The 18,419-nt window shown below is 63.2% G+C and carries 19 protein-coding genes; 14 read left to right on the top strand and 5 right to left on the bottom strand.

What is annotated here, in order from left to right; genetic code table 11:
- Nucleotides 1-155 precede the first annotated feature (155 nt).
- The 5 genes from J7655_RS20090 to J7655_RS20070 all read left to right on the top strand — a co-directional run bounded on the left by J7655_RS20090 (nucleotide 156) and on the right by J7655_RS20070 (nucleotide 4,777).
- Nucleotides 156-1,547: an FAD-binding oxidoreductase gene (locus J7655_RS20090; protein WP_230925920.1), complete on the top strand. Its 1,392-nt coding sequence runs from the start codon at nucleotides 156-158 to the stop codon at nucleotides 1,545-1,547.
- Nucleotides 1,548-1,660: 113 nt separating this feature from the next.
- Nucleotides 1,661-2,326, top strand: coding sequence for a fumarylacetoacetate hydrolase family protein (locus J7655_RS20085; RefSeq protein WP_230925919.1), 666 nt, complete (start codon nucleotides 1,661-1,663; stop codon nucleotides 2,324-2,326).
- A gap of 98 nt (nucleotides 2,327-2,424) precedes the next feature.
- Nucleotides 2,425-3,342, top strand: a complete 918-nt coding sequence (locus J7655_RS20080) for an SdiA-regulated domain-containing protein (RefSeq protein WP_230925918.1) — start codon at nucleotides 2,425-2,427, stop codon at nucleotides 3,340-3,342.
- Between the two features lie 101 nt (nucleotides 3,343-3,443).
- Nucleotides 3,444-3,791: a NirD/YgiW/YdeI family stress tolerance protein gene (locus J7655_RS20075; protein WP_230925917.1), complete on the top strand. Its 348-nt coding sequence runs from the start codon at nucleotides 3,444-3,446 to the stop codon at nucleotides 3,789-3,791.
- A gap of 71 nt (nucleotides 3,792-3,862) precedes the next feature.
- Nucleotides 3,863-4,777 (top strand): SdiA-regulated domain-containing protein, encoded by a 915-nt coding sequence (locus J7655_RS20070; RefSeq protein WP_230925916.1) that lies wholly within the window; start codon nucleotides 3,863-3,865, stop codon nucleotides 4,775-4,777.
- Here the strand turns inward: J7655_RS20070 and J7655_RS20065 are convergent.
- Nucleotides 4,774-5,109: a YegP family protein gene (locus tag J7655_RS20065; protein ID WP_230925915.1), complete on the bottom strand. Its 336-nt coding sequence runs from the start codon at nucleotides 5,107-5,109 to the stop codon at nucleotides 4,774-4,776. The two genes, J7655_RS20070 and J7655_RS20065, sit on opposite strands and share 4 nt — an antisense overlap.
- 60 nt (nucleotides 5,110-5,169) lie before the next feature.
- Nucleotides 5,170-5,622 (bottom strand): Cd(II)/Pb(II)-responsive transcriptional regulator, encoded by a 453-nt coding sequence (gene cadR, locus J7655_RS20060; protein ID WP_230925914.1) that lies wholly within the window; start codon nucleotides 5,620-5,622, stop codon nucleotides 5,170-5,172.
- 79 nt (nucleotides 5,623-5,701) lie between these two features.
- On the opposite strand from cadR, the gene J7655_RS20055 reads away from it, so the two are divergent.
- A complete protein-coding gene (locus J7655_RS20055; protein WP_230925913.1) occupies nucleotides 5,702-7,891 on the top strand; it encodes a heavy metal translocating P-type ATPase in 2,190 nt (729 codons plus the stop codon).
- 11 nt (nucleotides 7,892-7,902) lie between these two features.
- Nucleotides 7,903-8,238 carry a DUF3703 domain-containing protein gene (locus J7655_RS20050; protein WP_230925912.1) on the top strand — a complete coding sequence of 112 codons (336 nt, stop codon included), beginning with the start codon at nucleotides 7,903-7,905 and terminating at the stop codon, nucleotides 8,236-8,238.
- A gap of 176 nt (nucleotides 8,239-8,414) precedes the next feature.
- Here J7655_RS20050 and rpiA read toward each other — a convergent pair whose 3' ends face one another.
- Nucleotides 8,415-9,086, bottom strand: a complete 672-nt coding sequence (gene rpiA / locus J7655_RS20045; protein ID WP_079782531.1) for a ribose-5-phosphate isomerase RpiA — start codon at nucleotides 9,084-9,086, stop codon at nucleotides 8,415-8,417.
- An 89-nt stretch (nucleotides 9,087-9,175) separates the two neighbouring features.
- On the opposite strand from rpiA, the gene ilvA reads away from it, so the two are divergent.
- Both ilvA and J7655_RS20035 read left to right on the top strand, forming a co-directional pair.
- Nucleotides 9,176-10,759, top strand: a complete 1,584-nt coding sequence (gene ilvA, locus J7655_RS20040) for a threonine ammonia-lyase, biosynthetic (RefSeq protein ID WP_420850958.1) — start codon at nucleotides 9,176-9,178, stop codon at nucleotides 10,757-10,759.
- An 85-nt stretch (nucleotides 10,760-10,844) separates the two neighbouring features.
- Nucleotides 10,845-11,285 carry a DUF2269 family protein gene (locus J7655_RS20035; RefSeq protein WP_230925910.1) on the top strand — a complete coding sequence of 147 codons (441 nt, stop codon included), beginning with the start codon at nucleotides 10,845-10,847 and terminating at the stop codon, nucleotides 11,283-11,285.
- Nucleotides 11,286-11,395: 110 nt separating this feature from the next.
- Here the strand turns inward: J7655_RS20035 and J7655_RS20030 are convergent, their stop codons facing one another.
- Complete coding sequence (locus tag J7655_RS20030; RefSeq protein ID WP_230925909.1) at nucleotides 11,396-12,049, bottom strand: histidinol-phosphatase; 654 nt, start codon at nucleotides 12,047-12,049, stop codon at nucleotides 11,396-11,398.
- A gap of 143 nt (nucleotides 12,050-12,192) precedes the next feature.
- On the opposite strand from J7655_RS20030, the gene J7655_RS20025 reads away from it, so the two are divergent.
- Together J7655_RS20025 and ptsP are read left to right on the top strand one after the other, a co-directional pair.
- Entirely contained in the window at nucleotides 12,193-12,672 is a 480-nt protein-coding gene (locus tag J7655_RS20025; RefSeq protein ID WP_004373919.1) for an RNA pyrophosphohydrolase, read from the top strand.
- An 18-nt stretch (nucleotides 12,673-12,690) separates the two neighbouring features.
- Nucleotides 12,691-14,970 carry a phosphoenolpyruvate--protein phosphotransferase gene (gene ptsP / locus J7655_RS20020; protein WP_230925908.1) on the top strand — a complete coding sequence of 760 codons (2,280 nt, stop codon included), beginning with the start codon at nucleotides 12,691-12,693 and terminating at the stop codon, nucleotides 14,968-14,970.
- Nucleotides 14,971-15,159: 189 nt separating this feature from the next.
- Here ptsP and J7655_RS20015 read toward each other — a convergent pair whose 3' ends face one another.
- On the bottom strand, nucleotides 15,160-15,903 hold the full coding sequence (locus J7655_RS20015) for an NRDE family protein (protein WP_230925907.1): 744 nt from the start codon (nucleotides 15,901-15,903) through the stop codon (nucleotides 15,160-15,162).
- A gap of 127 nt (nucleotides 15,904-16,030) precedes the next feature.
- Between J7655_RS20015 and J7655_RS20010 the strand changes: the two genes are divergently transcribed.
- From J7655_RS20010 to J7655_RS20000, 3 genes are read left to right on the top strand one after another with little or no spacing between them, the layout of a single operon-like run.
- Nucleotides 16,031-16,813: a sulfite exporter TauE/SafE family protein gene (locus tag J7655_RS20010; protein WP_230925906.1), complete on the top strand. Its 783-nt coding sequence runs from the start codon at nucleotides 16,031-16,033 to the stop codon at nucleotides 16,811-16,813.
- Nucleotides 16,814-16,823: 10 nt separating this feature from the next.
- A complete protein-coding gene (lgt, locus tag J7655_RS20005; RefSeq protein WP_230925905.1) occupies nucleotides 16,824-17,624 on the top strand; it encodes a prolipoprotein diacylglyceryl transferase in 801 nt (266 codons plus the stop codon).
- Nucleotides 17,624-18,418, top strand: a complete 795-nt coding sequence (locus J7655_RS20000) for a thymidylate synthase (protein WP_230925904.1) — start codon at nucleotides 17,624-17,626, stop codon at nucleotides 18,416-18,418. Before lgt ends, J7655_RS20000 begins: the two co-directional genes overlap by 1 nt.
- The last annotated feature ends 1 nt before the right edge of the window (nucleotide 18,419 follow it).

Here is an 18,419-nt window from a genome sequence, read left to right as displayed (position 1 = left end):
TGTCAGGGAAGGGCTGAGAAGCTCAGCCAGCGCCCGCAGATCGCTGCATGGCTCGATTCACGGGGTGCGTATGCTAGCATGTTCGTCTTTTTCAATGCTCGGTTGCGACCTGAATGGTTCTCAGGGCGACCATGAATCCTTTGAGAGTTCCGTAGATGACCACCTCCGCCCAGATCGAAGAGCTGAAGACCCTGGTTGAACCCGGCAAGGTGCTGACCGACGCCGATTCCCTGGACACCTACGGCAAGGACTGGACCAAGCATTTCGCCCCGGCGCCCTGTGCCATCGTCTTCCCCAAGACCATCGAGCAGGTGCAGGCCATCGTGCGCTGGGCCAATGCGCACAAGGTCGCCCTGGTGCCGTCCGGTGGCCGAACCGGTTTGTCGGCGGCTGCGGTCGCGGCCAATGGCGAAGTGGTGGTGGCGTTCGACTACATGAACCAGATTCTCTCGTTCAACGAATACGACCGCACCGTAGTCTGCCAGCCGGGCGTGGTGACCAAGCAGCTGCAATTGTTCGCCGAAGAGAAGGGACTGTATTACCCGGTGGATTTCGCCTCCAGCGGCTCCAGCCAGATTGGCGGCAATATCGGCACCAATGCCGGCGGTATCAAGGTCATTCGCTACGGCATGACCCGTAATTGGGTCGCTGGTCTGAAGGTCGTGACCGGCACCGGCGAATTGCTGGAGCTGAACAAGGACCTGATCAAGAACGCCACCGGCTATGACCTGCGCCAGCTGTTCATCGGTGCCGAGGGCACCCTGGGGTTCGTGGTCGAGGCGACCATGCGTCTGGATCGCGCGCCGAAGAACCTCACCGCCATGGTGCTCGGCACGGCGGATTTCGATTCGATCATGCCGGTGCTGCATGCCTTCCAGAGCAAGCTCGACCTGACCGCGTTCGAGTTCTTCTCCGACAAGGCGCTGGCCAAGGTGCTCGGCCGTGGCGACGTCCCCGCACCCTTCGAAAGCGAATGCCCCTTCTATGCGCTGCTGGAATTCGAAGCTAGCACCGAGGAAGTGGCCAACCAGGCGCTGGAAACCTTCGAGCATTGCGTCGAGCAGGGCTGGGTGGTCGATGGCGTGATGAGCCAGAGCGAACAGCAGCTGCAGAACCTGTGGAAGCTGCGCGAATACATCTCCGAAACCATCAGCCACTGGACGCCATACAAGAACGACATCTCCGTCACTGTCAGCCAGGTACCGGCCTTCCTCAAGGATATCGACGCCATCGTCGAGGCCAACTACCCGGATTTCGAGGTGGTCTGGTTCGGTCATATCGGTGACGGCAACCTGCACCTGAATATCCTCAAGCCCGAGAACCTGTCCAAGGACGAGTTCTTCGCCAAGTGCGCGGTAGTCAACCAGTGGGTATTCGAGACCGTGCAGAAATACAACGGCTCGATCAGTGCCGAGCATGGTGTGGGCATGACCAAGCGCGACTACCTGCACTACAGCCGTTCGCCAGAAGAAATCGCCTGCATGAAAGCGATCAAGGCGGTGTTCGACCCCAACGGCATCATGAACCCCGGCAAGATCTTCGCCTGATCGCAGACGCCCGCCTGACAGCGGGCGTTTTCGTATCCGGCCATGTGTCGGTTAAGGTACGGCACCGGCCACAAGCCGCCATGCCCACAATACGAACAACACAGGAGTCGGTGATGAGCTATCAGCACCAGTACGTCGACGGTACCACCGTCCACTTCCCCCTCGGCAAGGTCGTCTGCATCGGCCGCAACTACGCCGAGCATGCCGCCGAACTGAACAACCCGGTGCCCACCGAGCCGCTGCTGTTCATCAAACCCGGTTCCTGCGTGGTGCCGCTCGAGGGTGGCTTTGTCATCCCCGAGGATCGCGGCTCGGTGCATTACGAGGCGGAAATCGCCGTGCTGATCGGCAAGCCACTGTCGAAAAAGCCGGATGCCGAAGAAGTACGTGACGCCATCAGCGGTTTCGCGCCGGCGCTCGACCTGACCCTGCGCGACGTGCAGGCCAGGCTCAAGGAGAAGGGCTATCCCTGGGAAATCGCCAAGAGCTTCGACGGTGCCTGCGTGCTGGCGCCTTTCGTGCCGGGTGATGCCATCGAGGACCTGGCTGATATCGGCATTCGCCTGGTGATCAATGGCGAAACCCGCCAGGACGGCAACAGCCGCGACATGCTCAACCCCATCGTGTCGATGATCCAGCACATGGCCGGGCACTTTGCCCTGCAGCCGGGCGACGTGATTCTCACCGGTACGCCGGTCGGCGTGGGTGCGCTGAACAAGGGCGACGAGTTGGTGCTGGAGCTGGTCGGTCACAGCCGCTTCAGCAGTCGCGTGGTGTAAGCCTTATCCCGCGCTGATACCTGCCGCCATCCAGCGGATGGCGGAACTACCCCTGACAATGGATGTCGGATTGCCATTACGCAGCCGAGTTGTCGCCGATGTCCACTGTTCTTCGCACGCTTCGCCGCCCCCGTTACTGGCTGCCTGCCCTGGCAGCCGTCACCCTCGGCACATTGACCCTGACCCAGCATTGGGATGATCGCGCCCAGCTCTGGTTGCAGGAACGCTCGACGCCCTTGGTCGAGCGTCTGGCCAGCATCTGGCTGCCGGGTTACCGCGCCGTGATCCAGGCCAAGGCCCTGAACGGTCTGGAGCAGGACGAAACCTCCGGCCTCACCTACAACCCGGCTACCGGCACCTTGTTTACCGTGACCGGCAAGCATCCTCTGCTGGTGGAGTTGTCCCGTGAGGGCGAGGTATTGCGGCGCATCCAGCTCAAGGGCTTCGCTGATCCGGAAGCGGTGGAGGTGATGAGCGACGGGCGCATGGCCATCGTCGATGAGCGCAGGCGTCAGCTCACCACCTTTACCCTGCATGACGGCGACCTGGAGCTGGATGCGGCCGATTACCCCGGTTTTGACCTGGGCTTTGCCGATGCGGGCAACAAGGGCTTCGAGGCCCTTGCCTGGGATGCACGCAGCAGCAGCCTGATGCTGGGCAAGGAGCGCAGCCCGATGGGTTTGTTCAGCCTGCCTTTCCCTGGTGAAGACGGCGCCGCCGGGGTGATGCAGCCGTTTGGCTACGGCAACCTGGGCATACGCGATATTTCTTCGTTGAGTATCGATGCGCGTACCGGCCATGCACTGGTGCTGTCCGACGAATCACGCATGCTGCTGGAGATTGATCGCGCCGGCCGGCCAGTCAGCTTTCTCAGCCTGCTCGGCGGTCTCAACGGCCTGGACAGTGGCATCCAGAAGGCCGAAGGCGTGGCGATGGACGAGCAGGGCAACATCTACATCGTTGCCGAGCCCAATCTGTTCTACGTCTTCAGCAAGGTACAAGCGGATGCCGGTTGAGCAGGGTGGCGGATTCAGGTTGGCTTAAGCCGCGATTCAGTCTGGCTTCAGCTAGCGGCACTAATCTGACCCCGTCACTTACGAACAACGAGGTTCACACCATGAAACGTACCGCTCTCGCTCTGATGGTTCTGCCGCTGCTCAGCACCGCTGCTTTCGCTACTGGCTACACCGGCCCGGGTGCCACCCCGCAGGTCACCACCGTAGCCGCTGCGCTGGAAGCTGCCGACGATACCCATGTCGTGCTGGAAGGCCAGATCGTCAAGCGCCTGCAGGACGAGCTCTATGAGTTCAAGGACGCCACCGGCACCATCCAGGTGGAAATCGATGACGAAGACTGGCCGGGTCAGGCTGTCTCGGAAACCGCCAAGGTGCGTCTGAGCGGCGAAGTCGACAAGGACTTCAACAGCCGCGAGATCGATGTCGATCGCGTCGAACTGGTCAACTGATCAGGCTTGTGCCCCCGCCCGCCACGGCCATCACGTGGCGGGCTTTTTCGTGGTAGTCAGAGAAAATCACCATGCGCCGTCTGCTTTCCATCAACCCCTGGCTCTATCTGTTGTTCTTCGTGTTGTTGCTGGGCGCCGTGTTGGGCCAGCAAAATCGCCTGTTCGAACGCGCCTGGTTCGGCGTGACCGAATGGCAGCATGGTGAGCAGTGGCGCGAGCGTTCGCTCTGGCTGGCCGATTACCGCGTAGCCATCGAGGCCAAGCCCATCGGCAATATCAGTGATGTGTCGGCGCTGACCTATGACCCGGATCGGCGCAGCCTGTTCAGCGTCACCAACAAGCCGGCCAAGGTGATCGAAATCAGTTTGCAGGGTGATCTCCTGCGCACCATCGATCTTGAAGGGTTTGGCGACCCCGAAGCCATCGAGTACATAGCGCCCGGCACCTACGTGATTGCCGATGAGCGCGAGCAGCGCCTGGTCAAGGTGCTGATCGAAGACGACAGCCGCGTCATCGACGCGGCCGATTTCCAGCAGCTCTCCCTGGGCATAGGGCTCAATGGCAACAAGGGTTTCGAAGGCCTGGCCTATGACGCGGCTAACCAACGCCTGCTGGTGGCCAAGGAGCGCGATCCGGTGCGTATCTTCGAAGTACTGGGCTTCCCCCACGTTGACGAGAGCAGGCCGCTGGCGCTGGAGGTCAATACCGACCCCAAGCGCGATGCGCGGCTGTTCGTGCGTGACCTTTCCAGTCTGGACTTCGATGCTGTCACCGGGCATCTGCTGGCGCTATCGGACGAGTCGCGCCTGGTGATCGAACTCAATGCCGAGGGCAAGCCGGTTAGCACCCTGTCACTATTGCGCGGCCAGCATGGCCTGCGGCGCAGCGTGCCACAGGCCGAAGGGGTGGCAAGCGACGATGCAGGCAACCTGTACCTGATCAGCGAGCCGAACCTGTTCTATGTATTCAGGAAGCAGGGCGACTAACTCGTCTGGTCATCCGTTTGAGCATCGGGCGCATGCTTCTGTACCGACTCGATACCGCTCTTGCAGCCGGCGGCGCTTGCATACATCTGGCTCTGCCCGACTACCTGGCCGTTGCTGGCCATGAGCAGGAAGTAATGTTTGTCGCTGCCCGAGGTCTTGGTCTGAAAGGCGCCGTCACGCTGTGAGTTCTTCTTTACCGACTCGATGCCGTTCAGGGCCGAGTCCCTGGCCTTGTACATCTCGCTGCTGAGGATGACCTGGCCATTGGAGGCCAGCAGGTTGAAATGGAACTGGCCGTCTTTGGCCTTTTTCAGCTCGAACTTTCCAGGCATGTTCATTGCTCCCTGAGCGCCCGGCGGTATGCCGCAGCGATGTTCAGCAAGCGTAGACCATCAATGCGAGTGGCTCTTGCCGACATGGTTATGGCCATCATCGGGTAGTGCCTGCACGCCACCGCTGACGTTGAGCTGGCGCAGGATGCCGCAGTCCTCCGCTTCCTGCGGGCCGTGGCAGCGGTCACGCAGCTCGCTGAGTTGCTCGCGCAGAGCCAGCAGGCTGTTGATGCGGGCTTCGACGTGTTCGATATGTTCGTCCACCAGGCTGTTGACACCCGCGCAGCTCTCATGGGGCAGATCGCGCAGGGCCAGCAGGCACTGGATCTCTTCCAGGGTCATGTCCAGCGTGCGGCAATTGCGGATGAATACCAGCCGCTCCAGGTGCGCGGCGCCGTACAGGCGGTAGTTGCCTTCGCTGCGCGCAGGTGCCGGCAGCAGGCCTTCGCGTTCGTAGTAACGCACGGTCTCTACCTGGCAACCGGCCTTTTTCGCCAGTTCTCCGATTTTCATGCAATCGCCTCCGCAGGTGCTTGACCCTATAGTGGCTACAGGGTGTGTACTCGGCAACAGCCAATAGTTGGAGATTGCCATGAGCCGTTGCTGTGATCATTCGTACGAACAGCCACCTGCGCGCCACGCGCATGCCGGGCATGTGCCTGTGGCTGAGTCGTTGAGCGGGGCGCTGAATACCCGCATCCGCATCGAGCAGATGGACTGTCCCACGGAAGAGCGCCTGATCCGTGATGCACTGGGCCGTCTGCCGGGCGTGGTGGGCCTGCAGTTCAACCTGCTGCAGCGCGTGCTCACTGTCAGTCATGAGCAGGGCGCGCTGGATCGGGTACTGCCGGCCATCAGCGCACTGGGATTCACCCCGCAAGTCGAGGACGAAGAGGCGGCACAACAGCCGCTCGCCACACCTGCGAGCAAGCCCTGGTGGCCGCTGGCCCTGGCCGCTGCGGTGGCCAGCGCTTCGGAGGTGGTGCACTTCGGCGGGCTGGGAGCGGATTGGCTGGTGGCCGTGCTGGCGCTCGTCGCCATCGGTCTGTGCGGGCTGAACACCTACAGGAAGGGCTGGATCGCCCTGAAGAATCGCAACCTCAATATCAATGCGCTGATGAGCATCGCTGTAACCGGTGCGGTGCTGATTGGCCAGTGGCCGGAAGCGGCGATGGTGATGGTGCTGTTCACCCTCGCTGAGCTGATCGAAGCGCGTTCGCTGGAGCGGGCGCGCACTGCCATCCGTAGCCTGATGGATCTTGCCCCGCCGCGCGCCACGGTCCGTCAGGCCGACGGCAGTTGGCAGGACGTCGATGTGCAGAGCATCAGTCCGGGGGCCCTGGTGCGGGTGCGTCCGGGCGAACGCATCAGCCTTGATGGCGAGGTGGTGGGTGGCAGCTCGACGGTCAACCAGGCGCCGATCACCGGGGAAAGCCTGCCAGTGGAAAAGCACGTGGGTGATCCGGTCTTCGCGGGCACCATCAACGAAGCCGGTTCGCTGGAGTTTTCTGTCATCGCTGCGGCGCGCGACACCACGCTGGCGCGCATCATCCATGCGGTGGAGGAGGCGCAGGGCTCGCGCGCGCCGACCCAGCGTTTCGTCGATCAGTTCTCGCGCATCTACACGCCACTGGTGTTCGCCTTCGCCCTGGCGGTGGCCGTGGTGCCGCCGCTGGTCATCGGCGGTGCCTGGCTCGACTGGGTCTACCGCGCCCTGGTGCTGCTGGTGGTGGCCTGCCCCTGTGCGCTGGTGATCTCCACCCCGGTGACCATCGTCAGCGGCCTGGCAGCGGCTGCGCGCAAGGGCATCCTGATCAAGGGCGGCGTCTATCTGGAGAACGGCCGGAATCTGGCGTTGCTGGCGCTGGACAAGACCGGCACGCTGACCCATGGCAAGCCGGTGCAGACCGACAGCCTCAATCTGCTGGGCATGGAAGAGCCCAGCCACGCCATCTGGGCGGCGAGCCTGGCCGCGCGGTCGGATCACCCGGTTTCCCTGGCGCTGGCTCAGCATGCAGCGGAGCGGGGCCGGGCATTACGCGATGTGGCGGATTTCGAGGCGCTGCCCGGGCGCGGCACCAAGGGCGTGGTCGATGGCACGCTGCTCTATCTAGGCAACCATCGCCTGATCGAGGAACTCGGGCTCTGCTCTGTGCAGTTGGAAGAGCGCCTGGAGGCGCTGGAACGCCAGGGCAAGAGCGTGGTGGTGCTGTGTGACGAACAGCGCGCGCTGATGCTTTTCGCCGTCGCCGACACGGTGCGGCAGAACAGCCGCGAGGCGGTCGCCGAACTGCATGAGCTGGGTGTGCGCACCTGCATGCTGAGCGGCGACAACGCCCACACTGCGGCGGCCATCGCTGAACAGGTCGGTGTCGATGAAGCGCGCGGTGACCTGCTGCCGGCGGACAAGCTGGCCTGGGTCGAGGCACGCCAGGCGCAAGGCAAGGTGGTCGGTATGGTCGGCGATGGCATCAACGATGCCCCAGCGCTGGCCAGGGCCGAAATCGGCTTCGCCATGGGCGCCGCCGGTACCGATACCGCCATCGAGACCGCTGACGTGGCATTGATGGACGATGATTTGCGCAAGATTCCGGCCTTCGTGCGTCTGTCGCGGCAGACTCACGCCATTCTGCTGCAGAACATCGTCCTGGCTCTGGGCATCAAGGCGATCTTCCTGGCCCTGACGCTTGCCGGTGAGGCGACCATGTGGATGGCCGTATTCGCCGACATGGGCGTGAGCCTGATGGTGGTGTTCAACGGCCTGCGCTTGTTGCGCAAATGAAGGAGGGCGAGATGAACATGAAACTTCAAGTCGCCATCGACGAGGCTTTCGCTCAGGCGCAACAAGAACTGCATGCTCGCCGCAGCGCCGAAGCATTGGTCTGGCTGGAGCGGGCGCACATCCTTACCCAGCGGCGTCCCTGGCTGCATGCCCGTTCGCATTGGCTGATGCTGCGCGCCGGCTGGCAACAGGGCGATCTGCGCGAGGTGCTGGGACAAATGCTGCGCATCCCGGCGGCGCTGCTGTTCTCGCGCATCTGGGTGCCCGTCGGCAACACCGGGCGGGCGCGGGTCAGTGCCTTTCAACCCATGCCGATCAGCGAGGAACTGCGCCGCCTGCTCGAGTAGGCGGCGCTCCGTAGTTCGGATGCAATCCGGGAATTGCGCTGAGTCTGCCCCGGATTGCATCCGGGCTACGGTGGCTGCGCAAACCCGAGTGGTTGGAACAACGGACTCTGTGGGAGGGGCTTCAGCCGCGACAATCGCCGCTGAAGCGCCTCCCACAAGATGTACCGGTCACAGATTCAGCGCTTGAGCGTTTTTACACCGTCGGCGGTGCCCAGCAGCAGCAGGTCGGCCGGGCGGGCGGCGAACAGGCCGTTGGTGACCACGCCGACGATGGCGTTGATGTCCGCTTCCAGCTTCACCGGGTCAGTGATCGACAGGTTGTGCACGTCGAGGATGACGTTGCCGTTATCGGTCAGCACACCTTCGCGGTACACCGGGTCGCCGCCCAGTTTCACCAGCTCGCGGGCCACATGGCTGCGTGCCATGGGGATGACTTCCACCGGCAGTGGGAAGGCGCCCAGCACCGGCACCAGCTTGCTGGCATCGGCGATGCAGATGAAGGTCTTGGCTACGGCAGCGACGATCTTCTCGCGGGTCAGCGCGGCGCCACCGCCCTTGATCAGGTGCAGGCGCTCGTCGCTCTCGTCGGCGCCGTCGACATAGAACTCCAGCTCGGCGGTGCTGTTGAGGTCGTACACCGGGATGCCATGGCCTTTCAGGCGGGCTGCGGTGGCTTCGGAGCTGGCGACTGCGCCGTCGAAGTCCATCTTGTGCTTGGCCAGCGCGTCGATGAAGAAGTTGGCGGTGGAGCCGGTGCCGACGCCGACGATGCTCTTGCTGTCGAGGCGCGGGAGAATGTGGTCGACGGCGGCCTGGGCCACGGCCTGTTTCAGTTGATCCTGGTTCATCGCGGGGAAGTGCCTGGGAAAATGGGGGAACAAGGCGCGAATTATAGCCGCAAGTGAGCGGCAGACGGGGCAAAGCCCGCGTGTTTCGTATGGTCGCCCGGCGCGGCGCTGGGGTAGACTCGGCAGTCCCTCAAAGCCCGAATGCCTGCGAAATCACCATGCTCCAACAGTACGTGAAGAAGATCCTCACCTCGCGCGTCTACGACGTCGCGGTGGAAACCCCGCTGCAACCTGCCCGTCAGCTCAGTGAGCGGCTGGGTAGCCAGATTCTGCTCAAGCGCGAGGATCTGCAGCCGGTGTACTCGTTCAAGATTCGCGGCGCCTACAACAAGCTGGCGCAACTGTCCGCTGAAGAGCTGGCGCGCGGCGTGGTCACCGCCTCGGCCGGCAACCATGCGCAGGGTCTGGCGTTGGCGGCCAAGCACCTGGGGGTGAAGGCGACAATCGTCATGCCGCGCACCACGCCGGAACTGAAGGTGCAGGGCGTGCGTTCGCGCGGTGGCAAGGTGGTGCTGCACGGCGATGCCTTCCCCGAGGCGCTGGCACATTCGCTGAAACTGGTGGAGGAGAAGGGCTACACCTACATCCACCCGTACGATGATCCGCTGGTGATCGCCGGCCAGGGCACCGTGGCCATGGAGGTGCTACGCCAGCACCAGGGCCACATCGACGCCATCTTCGTCCCGGTCGGTGGCGGCGGCCTGATCGCCGGCATCGCCGCGTATGTGAAATACCTGCGCCCGGAAATCAAGGTGATTGGCGTTGAGCCGGACGACTCCAACTGCCTGCAGCAGGCGATGGCGGCGGGTGAGCGCGTGGTACTGCCGACCGTCGGGCTGTTCGCCGATGGCGTGGCTGTGGCGCAGATCGGCCAGCACACCTTCGATATCTGCAAGCATCACGTCGACGAGGTGATCACCGTCAGCACTGACGAGATCTGCGCGGCGATCAAGGACATCTACGACGATACCCGTTCGATCACTGAGCCGGCCGGCGCGCTGGCGGTGGCCGGGGTCAAGAAGTACGTCGAGCGCCAGGGCGCCAACGGCGAAGTGCTGGTGGGCATCGATTCCGGCGCCAACGTCAACTTCGACCGCCTGCGCCATGTAGCCGAGCGCGCCGAGCTGGGCGAGAAGCGCGAGGCGATCATCGCCGTGACCATCCCCGAGCAGCCGGGCAGCTTCAAGGCCTTCTGCGAGGCGGTGGGCAAGCGCCAGATCACCGAATTCAACTACCGCTATCACAGCGAAGGCGAGGCGCATATCTTTGTTGGCGTGCAGACCCATCCGGAGAATGATCCGCGTGCTGCGCTGGTCGAGGGCCTGCGTAGCCAAGGCTTCCCGGTGCTGGATCTGACCGACAACGAGCTGGCCAAGCTGCATATCCGCCACATGGTCGGTGGCCATGCTGCTGGCGTCGATGACGAGATGGTGCTGCGCTTCGAATTCCCCGAGCGGCCGGGTGCACTGTTCAACTTCCTGCAGAAGCTGGGTGGGCGCTGGAACATCTCGATGTTCCACTACCGCAACCACGGCGCTGCCGATGGCCGCGTGCTGGCCGCCCTGCAGGTGCCGGCGGACGAACGCCATCTGGTGCCGGCGGCGCTGGATGCCATCGGTTATCCCTACTGGGATGAAAGCGAGAATCCGGCCTACAAGCTGTTTCTCGGCTGAGCACGGGTAGGGCGGGTGTAACCCGCCGCCGCGTTCTGGCGGGTTGCCCCCGCCCTACTTAATCGCCGAATAAAAGGAAACCACGATGGAACACTACCTGCTGGTTCGCATCCTCCACAGCGCCCCGGGCGTGTTGCTGCTGCTCGGCCTGATCGCCCATGGCGTCATGCTGTTCAAGGCGCAGCGCGGTGGAGATGCGACGGTGCTGGCGCGCAAGCTGCGCGTGACCCTGCTGTTCAGCTTCCCAGCATTTGCCGTGCTGGCGCTGAGCCTGCCGGTTACCGGCTACTGGCTGGTGGACACCGCCGGCTGGCCACTGGGACAGACCTGGCTGCTGCTGGGCAGCATTCTTTATGGCGTGATGATGCTGCTGGGCTTGCTGCTGGCCGGTCGCCTGGCGGCCTGGCGTGCGCTGGGTGATACGCCGGCACCGACAGCGCTCAAGCGCCTGTGCCTGATTTATGCCGGGCTGATTCTGCTGCTCTTGATCGCCATCATGGCGCTGATGGGCGCCAAGCCCACTTAAAGCAGCCGCAGAGCGGCTTCTGATGACCCTCTCCCGCCGGGAGAGGGTGCCCGAAGGGCGGGAGAGGGCTTGTGGTTCGATTAATCTCGACTGCCAAACCCTATCGCCTCTCAGCGCAGCGAAATCACCGGCCAGCCGCGCTCGGTGGCGGTGGCGCGCAGCACCTCGTCCGGGTCGACTGCTACCGGGTTGGCCACGGCCTCAAGCAGCGGCAGGTCATTGCGTGAGTCGCTGTAGAAGTAGGCACCATCGAGGTTGTACCCCGTTTCAGCCAGCCATTCGTTCAGGCGCGTCACCTTGCCAGCCTGATAGCACGGCGTACCGGTGATCTGCCCGGTATAGCGACCATCCTGCATGCCGCATTCGGTAGCGATCAGCGTGTCCACGCCCAGGCGTTCGGCGATGGGCGCGGTGACGAAACGGTTGGTAGCAGTGATGATCACCAGCTTGTCACCTGCGGCTCGGTGCTCGGCCAGCAGTGCCTCGCCCTTGGCCAGAATGATCGGCTCGATCACCTCGGCCATGAACTCGCGGTGCCACTGCGCCAGTTGCGCCATGTCGTGGCGGCCGAGAATGGCCTGACTGAAATTCTGATAAGCCACCACGTCCAGCTTGCCGGCGCAGTAATCGGCATAGAAGGCATCGTTGCGCGCCAGGTACTCGGCTGCGTCGACCAGGCCGCGCTGGCAGACGAATTCGCCCCAACTGTGATCGCTGTCGCCAGCCAGCAGGGTGTTGTCGAGATCGAAAAGGGCCAAGCGCACGGTTCGTTACCTGTCTGTAGAAAGTGAAGGCGCGCCAGAATAGCCGCTTTGCCGGGGCTTTCAAACAGCGCCTAAACCCGCGTTGCTGCTGTCGCCGGCTTTGTGGAACAATGCCGGAACTTGCGTGTACGAGGTTGCTTGCCGTGATCGATTCTGATGGTTTCCGCCCGAATGTCGGCATCATCCTGACCAATGATGTCGGCCAGGTGCTCTGGGCCAGGCGTATCAACCAGGATGCGTGGCAGTTTCCCCAGGGTGGCATCAATGACCGTGAGTCGCCGGAAGAGGCGCTTTACCGTGAACTGAATGAAGAGGTTGGCCTCGAAGAGCAGGATGTGAAGATTCTCGCCTGCACCCGCGGCTGGTTGCGTTATCGTTTGCCGCAGCGTCTGGTGCGTACCCACAGCCAGCCGCTGTGCATCGGGCAGAAACAGAAGTGGTTTCTGCTGCGCCTGACCGGAGCCGAAGACCGCGTGCGTATGGACCTGACCGGTAAGCCTGAATTCGACGGCTGGCGCTGGGTCAGCTACTGGTACCCGCTGGGCCAGGTGGTCACATTCAAGCGCGAGGTCTACCGCCGTGCGCTCAAGGAACTCGCCCCGCGCCTGATAGTGCGCGACTGATACGGACTCCAATCGAGCATGCTCAATACGCTGCGCAAGATCGTCCAGGAAGTGAACGCGGCCAAGGATCTCAAGGCGGCGCTGTCGATCATTGTGCAGCGTGTAAAAGAAGCGATGGGCAGCCAGGTCTGCTCGGTCTATCTGCTGGACCCGGAAACCAACCGCTTCGTGTTGATGGCCACCGACGGCCTCAACAAGCGCTCCATCGGCAAGGTCAGCATGGCGCCCAGCGAAGGCCTGGTCGGCCTGGTGGGGAGCCGTGAAGAGCCGCTGAACCTCGAAGACGCCGCCAGCCACCCGCGCTACCGCTACTTCGCCGAGACTGGCGAGGAGCGCTACGCCTCCTTCCTCGGTGCACCGATCATCCACCACCGCCGCGTGATGGGCGTACTCGTCGTGCAGCAGAAGGAGCGGCGTCAATTCGACGAAGGCGAAGAAGCCTTCCTGGTCACCATGAGCGCGCAGCTCGCCGGGGTGATCGCCCATGCCGAGGCAACCGGCTCGATTCGCGGTCTGGGGCGCCAGGGCAAAGGCGTACAGGAGGCCAAGTTCATCGGCGTGCCGGGTGCGCCGGGGGCAGCGGTCGGTACCGCTGTCGTGGTGCTGCCCCCGGCCGATCTCAATGTAGTGCCAGACCGCCGCGTCGATGACATCGCCGCTGAGCTGGAGCTGTTCGACAAGGCGCTGGGCTGGGTGCGTGAGGACATGCAGGAGCTGTCCGAGAAGCTCGCCACGCAACTGCGCAAGGAAGAGCGCGCACTGTTCGACGTGTACCTGATGATGCTTGAGGACGCCGCACTGGGTAACGAGGTGCGCAAGATCATCCGCACCGGCCAGTGGGCGCAGGGCGCCCTGCGCCAGGTGGTGCTCGACCACGTCAATCGTTTCGAGCTGATGGATGACGCTTACCTGCGCGAGCGCGCCTCCGATGTGCGCGACCTCGGTCGGCGCCTGCTTGCTTACCTGCAGGAAGAACGCAAAACCACGCTGGTCTACCCGGATAACACCATCCTGGTCAGCGAGGAGCTGTCGCCGGCGATGCTCGGCGAAGTGCCGGAAGGCAAGCTGGTCGGTCTGATCTCGGTGACCGGTTCTGGCAACTCCCACGTGGCGATTTTCGCCCGCGCCATGGGTATTCCCACGGTGATGGGCGTGGTCGATCTGCCGTATTCGAAGATCGACGGCATCAAACTGATTGTCGATGGCTACCACGGCGAAGTCTTCACCAACCCCAGTGAACTGCTGAGCAAGCAGTATGCAGAGGTGGTCGAGGAGGAGCGTCAGCTGACCGAAGGGCTCGATGCGCTGCGCGCGCTGCCCTGCGAGACGCTCGATGGTCATCGCATGCCGCTGTGGGTCAACACTGGCCTGCTTGCCGACGTTGCACGCGCTCAGCAGCGTGGCGCCGAGGGCGTTGGTCTGTACCGCACCGAAGTGCCGTTCATGATCAACGAACGCTTTCCCAGTGAGAAGGAACAGCTCGCTACTTACCGCGAGCAATTGCAGGCCTTCCATCCGCTACCGGTGACCATGCGCACCCTGGACATCGGTGGCGACAAGGCGCTGTCCTACTTCCCGATCAAGGAGCAGAACCCCTTTCTCGGCTGGCGCGGCATTCGCGTCACCCTCGACCACCCGGAAATCTTCCTGGTACAGACCCGCGCCATGCTCAAGGCCAGCGAGGGGCTGAACAATCTGCGCATCCTGCTGCCGATGATTTCCGGCATTCAGGAGCTGGAAGAAGCCTTGCACCTGATTCACCGTGCCTGGGGCGAAGTCCGCGATGAAGGTATCGACGTGCCGCTGCCACCGATTGGCATGATGATCGAGATTCCGGCGGCGGTGTACCAGACCCGTGAGCTGGCGCGGCAGGTGGACTTCCTTTCGGTCGGCTCCAACGACCTGACCCAGTACCTGCTGGCGGTCGATCGCAACAATCCGCGTGTGGCCGACCTCTACGACTTCCTCCATCCGGCGGTGCTGCAAGCCCTGCAGAAGGTGGTCAACGACGCTCACCTCGAAGGCAAACCGGTGAGTATCTGTGGCGAGATGGCCGGCGACCCTGCTGCTGCCGTGTTGTTGCTGGCCATGGGCTTCGATTCGCTGTCGATGAACGCCACCAACCTGCCCAAGGTGAAGTGGCTGCTGCGCCAGATCACCCAGAGCAAGGCCAAGGAACTGTTGGGCCAGGTGATGACCATGGACAACCCGCACCTGATCTACAGCACCCTGCACCTGGCGCTGCGCAACCTGGGGCTGGGCCGGGTGATCAACCCGGCGTCGAATATTCAGGCCTGATTCGCCTAGCGCGCATGCTGGTGCGCCCCTCATGTAGCCTGGGTTGAGCCCAGCGAAACCCGGGATCGGCTGACGGGTTTCGCGTTGCTCTACCCATCCTACGATGCCGAATAAACGCCGCAACCAGACCTGTAGGCGCCGGCTTGTCGGCGATCACGTCCGATCACACCAGCAGCCATCGCCTTTTCCCTACCGGCGTAACGCGACCTCGCCGAGTACGGCGCCATGAGCGCCGAAACTGCGTTCGGTGATATTCCAGTCGCCACTCTGCTCAAGGTTCAACACCGTGCTGGCGCGGGTGCCATAGGTTGCGCTGGCGATGAACACGCTCGACAACAAGCGCTCCGTCGCCAGCCCTACGCCGGTGTCCGGCAGCAGGTGATCGGCCGGTTGGCGGTTGTCGCTCAGCAGCTCGAGCAAGTCCTCATCCACACCCTCGATGCGCTCGCGCAACGCCTCTCTGGCGTACAGCAGTTTCGGCCAGGGGGTGTCGAGGCTGGCGTTGGACATGCCGTAGATGCCGCTGCGTAGTTGTCGAGGCCGCCCTTCCCGGGAGTTGAAATGCCAGAGCTGCTGGCGGTCGCCCAACAGCAGGTTGAAGCCAGCATAGTCGGCGGCGTCGCGCATGATCCTGTCGAGATAGGCCGGCGCTGACGCCTGGCCCAGCAGATACTCGGTCGTCAGGGCGCCGCGTGAGCGCGGGCCGGCTTTCAGCCTGGGGTCGCGGATATTGGTCAGTGCGGCGAAGCGGCCTTCGGCGGTAACGCCGAGCCAGGTACCCCCGGCTTGCAGATCGCGGCCGCCGAAGACACCAGGGGCATCCGGCCATTCGCCCAGTGCAGCGCTGGGGCGCGCGTAGAACTCGTCGCGGTTGGCCGCCAGGCGCAGCACCGTCGGGCTTTCCGGCTGCCAGGCGAAGACGATCAGGCACATGCGCATTGCTCCTATGGCGGAATCTCCAGGCTAACGAGCGGAGCCTGGGGCGGCAACCATTGCGTCGGCCCGTGTGCCGTTGCGGGGGCATTTCCGCTACCATGCGCCTTTCGTTGTGGGGGTGTCGATGGAGCTGCTGCTCTACCTGGTTCTGGGCTCGGCAGCAGGTGTGCTGGCCGGTCTGTTTGGCGTGGGCGGCGGTCTGATCATCGTGCCGGTGCTGGTGCTGAGTTTTACCGCTCAGGGCATGGCGCCGGAAATCCTTACGCACATGGCCGTGGGCACGTCTCTGGCGACCATCGTCTTTACCTCGATCAACTCGCTGCTCGAACACCATCGTAATGGCGCGGTACGCTGGCCGCTGTTTCGCTGGTTGAGTCTGGGCATTCTGCTCGGTGCGGCGTTGGGGGCGATGACGGCGTCATTGATCCAGGGGCCGTTGCTGCAGAAGATCATCGGCACTTTCGCCATCGTCGTGGCGGTGCAGATGGCGCTGGATCTGAAACCCAAGGCTAGCGGTGGTGTCCCAGGCAAGCCCACATTGACCGTGGCTGGCGGGGTAATCGGCTGGGCCTCGGCGATTTTTGGCATTGGCGGTGGTTCGTTGACCGTGCCCTTCTTGGTCTGGCGCAGCGTGCCGATGCAGCAGGCCGTGGCGACCTCGGCGGCCTGTGGCTTGCCGATTGCCATTGCCGGTACGCTGAGTTTCATGTTTACCGGCTGGGGGCATGCGAGTCTGCCGCCATGGAGCGTCGGTTTCGTCTACCTCCCGGCGGTGCTGGGCATCGCCGTGACCAGCATGTTCTTTGCCCGTTTGGGTGCGCGCCTGGCTCATCGCCTGTCGCCCCTGTTGCTCAAGCGTCTGTTCGCCCTGCTGCTGCTGAGCGTGGGCCTGAGTTTTTTCATTTAAGGAGTCCTGGATGCTGCCTTATCCGCAGATCGACCCGGTGGCCATCGCCCTTGGTCCCCTGAAAATCCACTGGTACGGCCTGATGTACCTGGTCGGTATTGGTGGCGCCTGGTGGCTGGCCTCGCGCCGGCTGGAGCGTTTCGATGCGACCTGGAGCAAGGACAAACTGTCCGATCTGGTGTTCTGGGTAGCCATGGGGGTGATTCTCGGCGGCCGTCTGGGCTACGTGTTCTTCTATGATTTTGCTGCCTATATCGCCGAACCGGCAAAGATCCTGCGGGTATGGGAAGGCGGTATGTCCTTCCACGGCGGCCTGATCGGGGTGATGCTGGCGACCTGGTGGTTCGGCAAGCGCAACGGCAAGCGCTTCTTCGAGCTGATGGACTTCATCGCGCCACTGGTGCCGATTGGCCTGGGCGCCGGGCGCATCGGCAACTTCATCAACGCCGAGCTGTGGGGTAAGGCCACCGACGTGCCCTGGGCGATGGTCTTCCCCACCGACCCCGAGCAACTGGCGCGCCATCCGTCGCAGCTGTACCAGTTCGCCCTGGAAGGCGTGGCGCTGTTCACCATCCTCTGGTTCTATTCGCGTAAACCACGTCCGACCATGGCGGTATCCGGCATGTTCGCCGCCTGCTACGGGGTGTTCCGCTTCATCGTCGAATTCGTTCGTGTGCCGGACGCCCAACTGGGCTACCTGGCCTGGGGCTGGCTGACCATGGGGCAGGTTCTCTGCCTGCCGATGATCCTCGGTGGCATCGGCCTGATCGCCTACGCCTACAAGCGCCAGCCCGTTCAAGGAGCCGCCTGATGAAACAGTATCTCGACCTGATGCGCCACGTGCGCGAGCACGGCACCTTTAAGGAAGACCGTACCGGTACCGGCACTTACAGCGTGTTCGGCTACCAGATGCGCTTCGACCTGGCCGACGGCTTCCCACTCGTCACCACCAAGAAGTGCCACCTGCGTTCGATCATCCACGAGCTGCTGTGGTTTCTGCAGGGTGACACCAACATCAAGTACCTCAAGGACAACGGTGTCAGCATCTGGGATGAATGGGCCGACGAGAACGGTGACCTCGGCCCGGTGTACGGCTACCAGTGGCGCAGTTGGCCCGCGCCCAACGGCGAGTCCATCGACCAGATCGCCAAGCTGATCGAGATGATCAGGAAGAATCCGGATTCGCGCCGCCTGATCGTCTCGGCCTGGAACCCGGCGCTGGTCGAGCAGATGGCCCTGCCGCCGTGCCACGCGCTGTTCCAGTTCTATGTGGCGGACGGCAAGCTCAGTTGCCAGCTCTATCAGCGTTCGGCGGACATCTTCCTTGGCGTGCCCTTCAACATCGCCAGCTACGCGCTGCTGACGCTGATGGTGGCGCAGGTGTGCAACCTGCAGCCGGGCGAGTTCATCTGGACCGGCGGCGACTGTCACCTGTACGCCAACCATATCGAGCAGACCGACCTGCAACTGACCCGCCAGCCACTGCCGCTGCCGACCATGAAGCTCAACCCCGAGGTCAAGGATTTGCTGGCCTTCAAATTCGAGGACTTCGAGCTGCTCGGCTACGAGGCGCATCCGCATATCAAGGCGCCGGTGGCCGTCTGAG

This window comes from Pseudomonas wenzhouensis (assembly GCF_021029445.1).
Taxonomy (GTDB): domain Bacteria; phylum Pseudomonadota; class Gammaproteobacteria; order Pseudomonadales; family Pseudomonadaceae; genus Aquipseudomonas; species Aquipseudomonas wenzhouensis.
The sequence above is the reverse complement of the archived record's forward strand: the minus strand, read 5'-3'. Positions and strand labels throughout refer to the sequence as shown.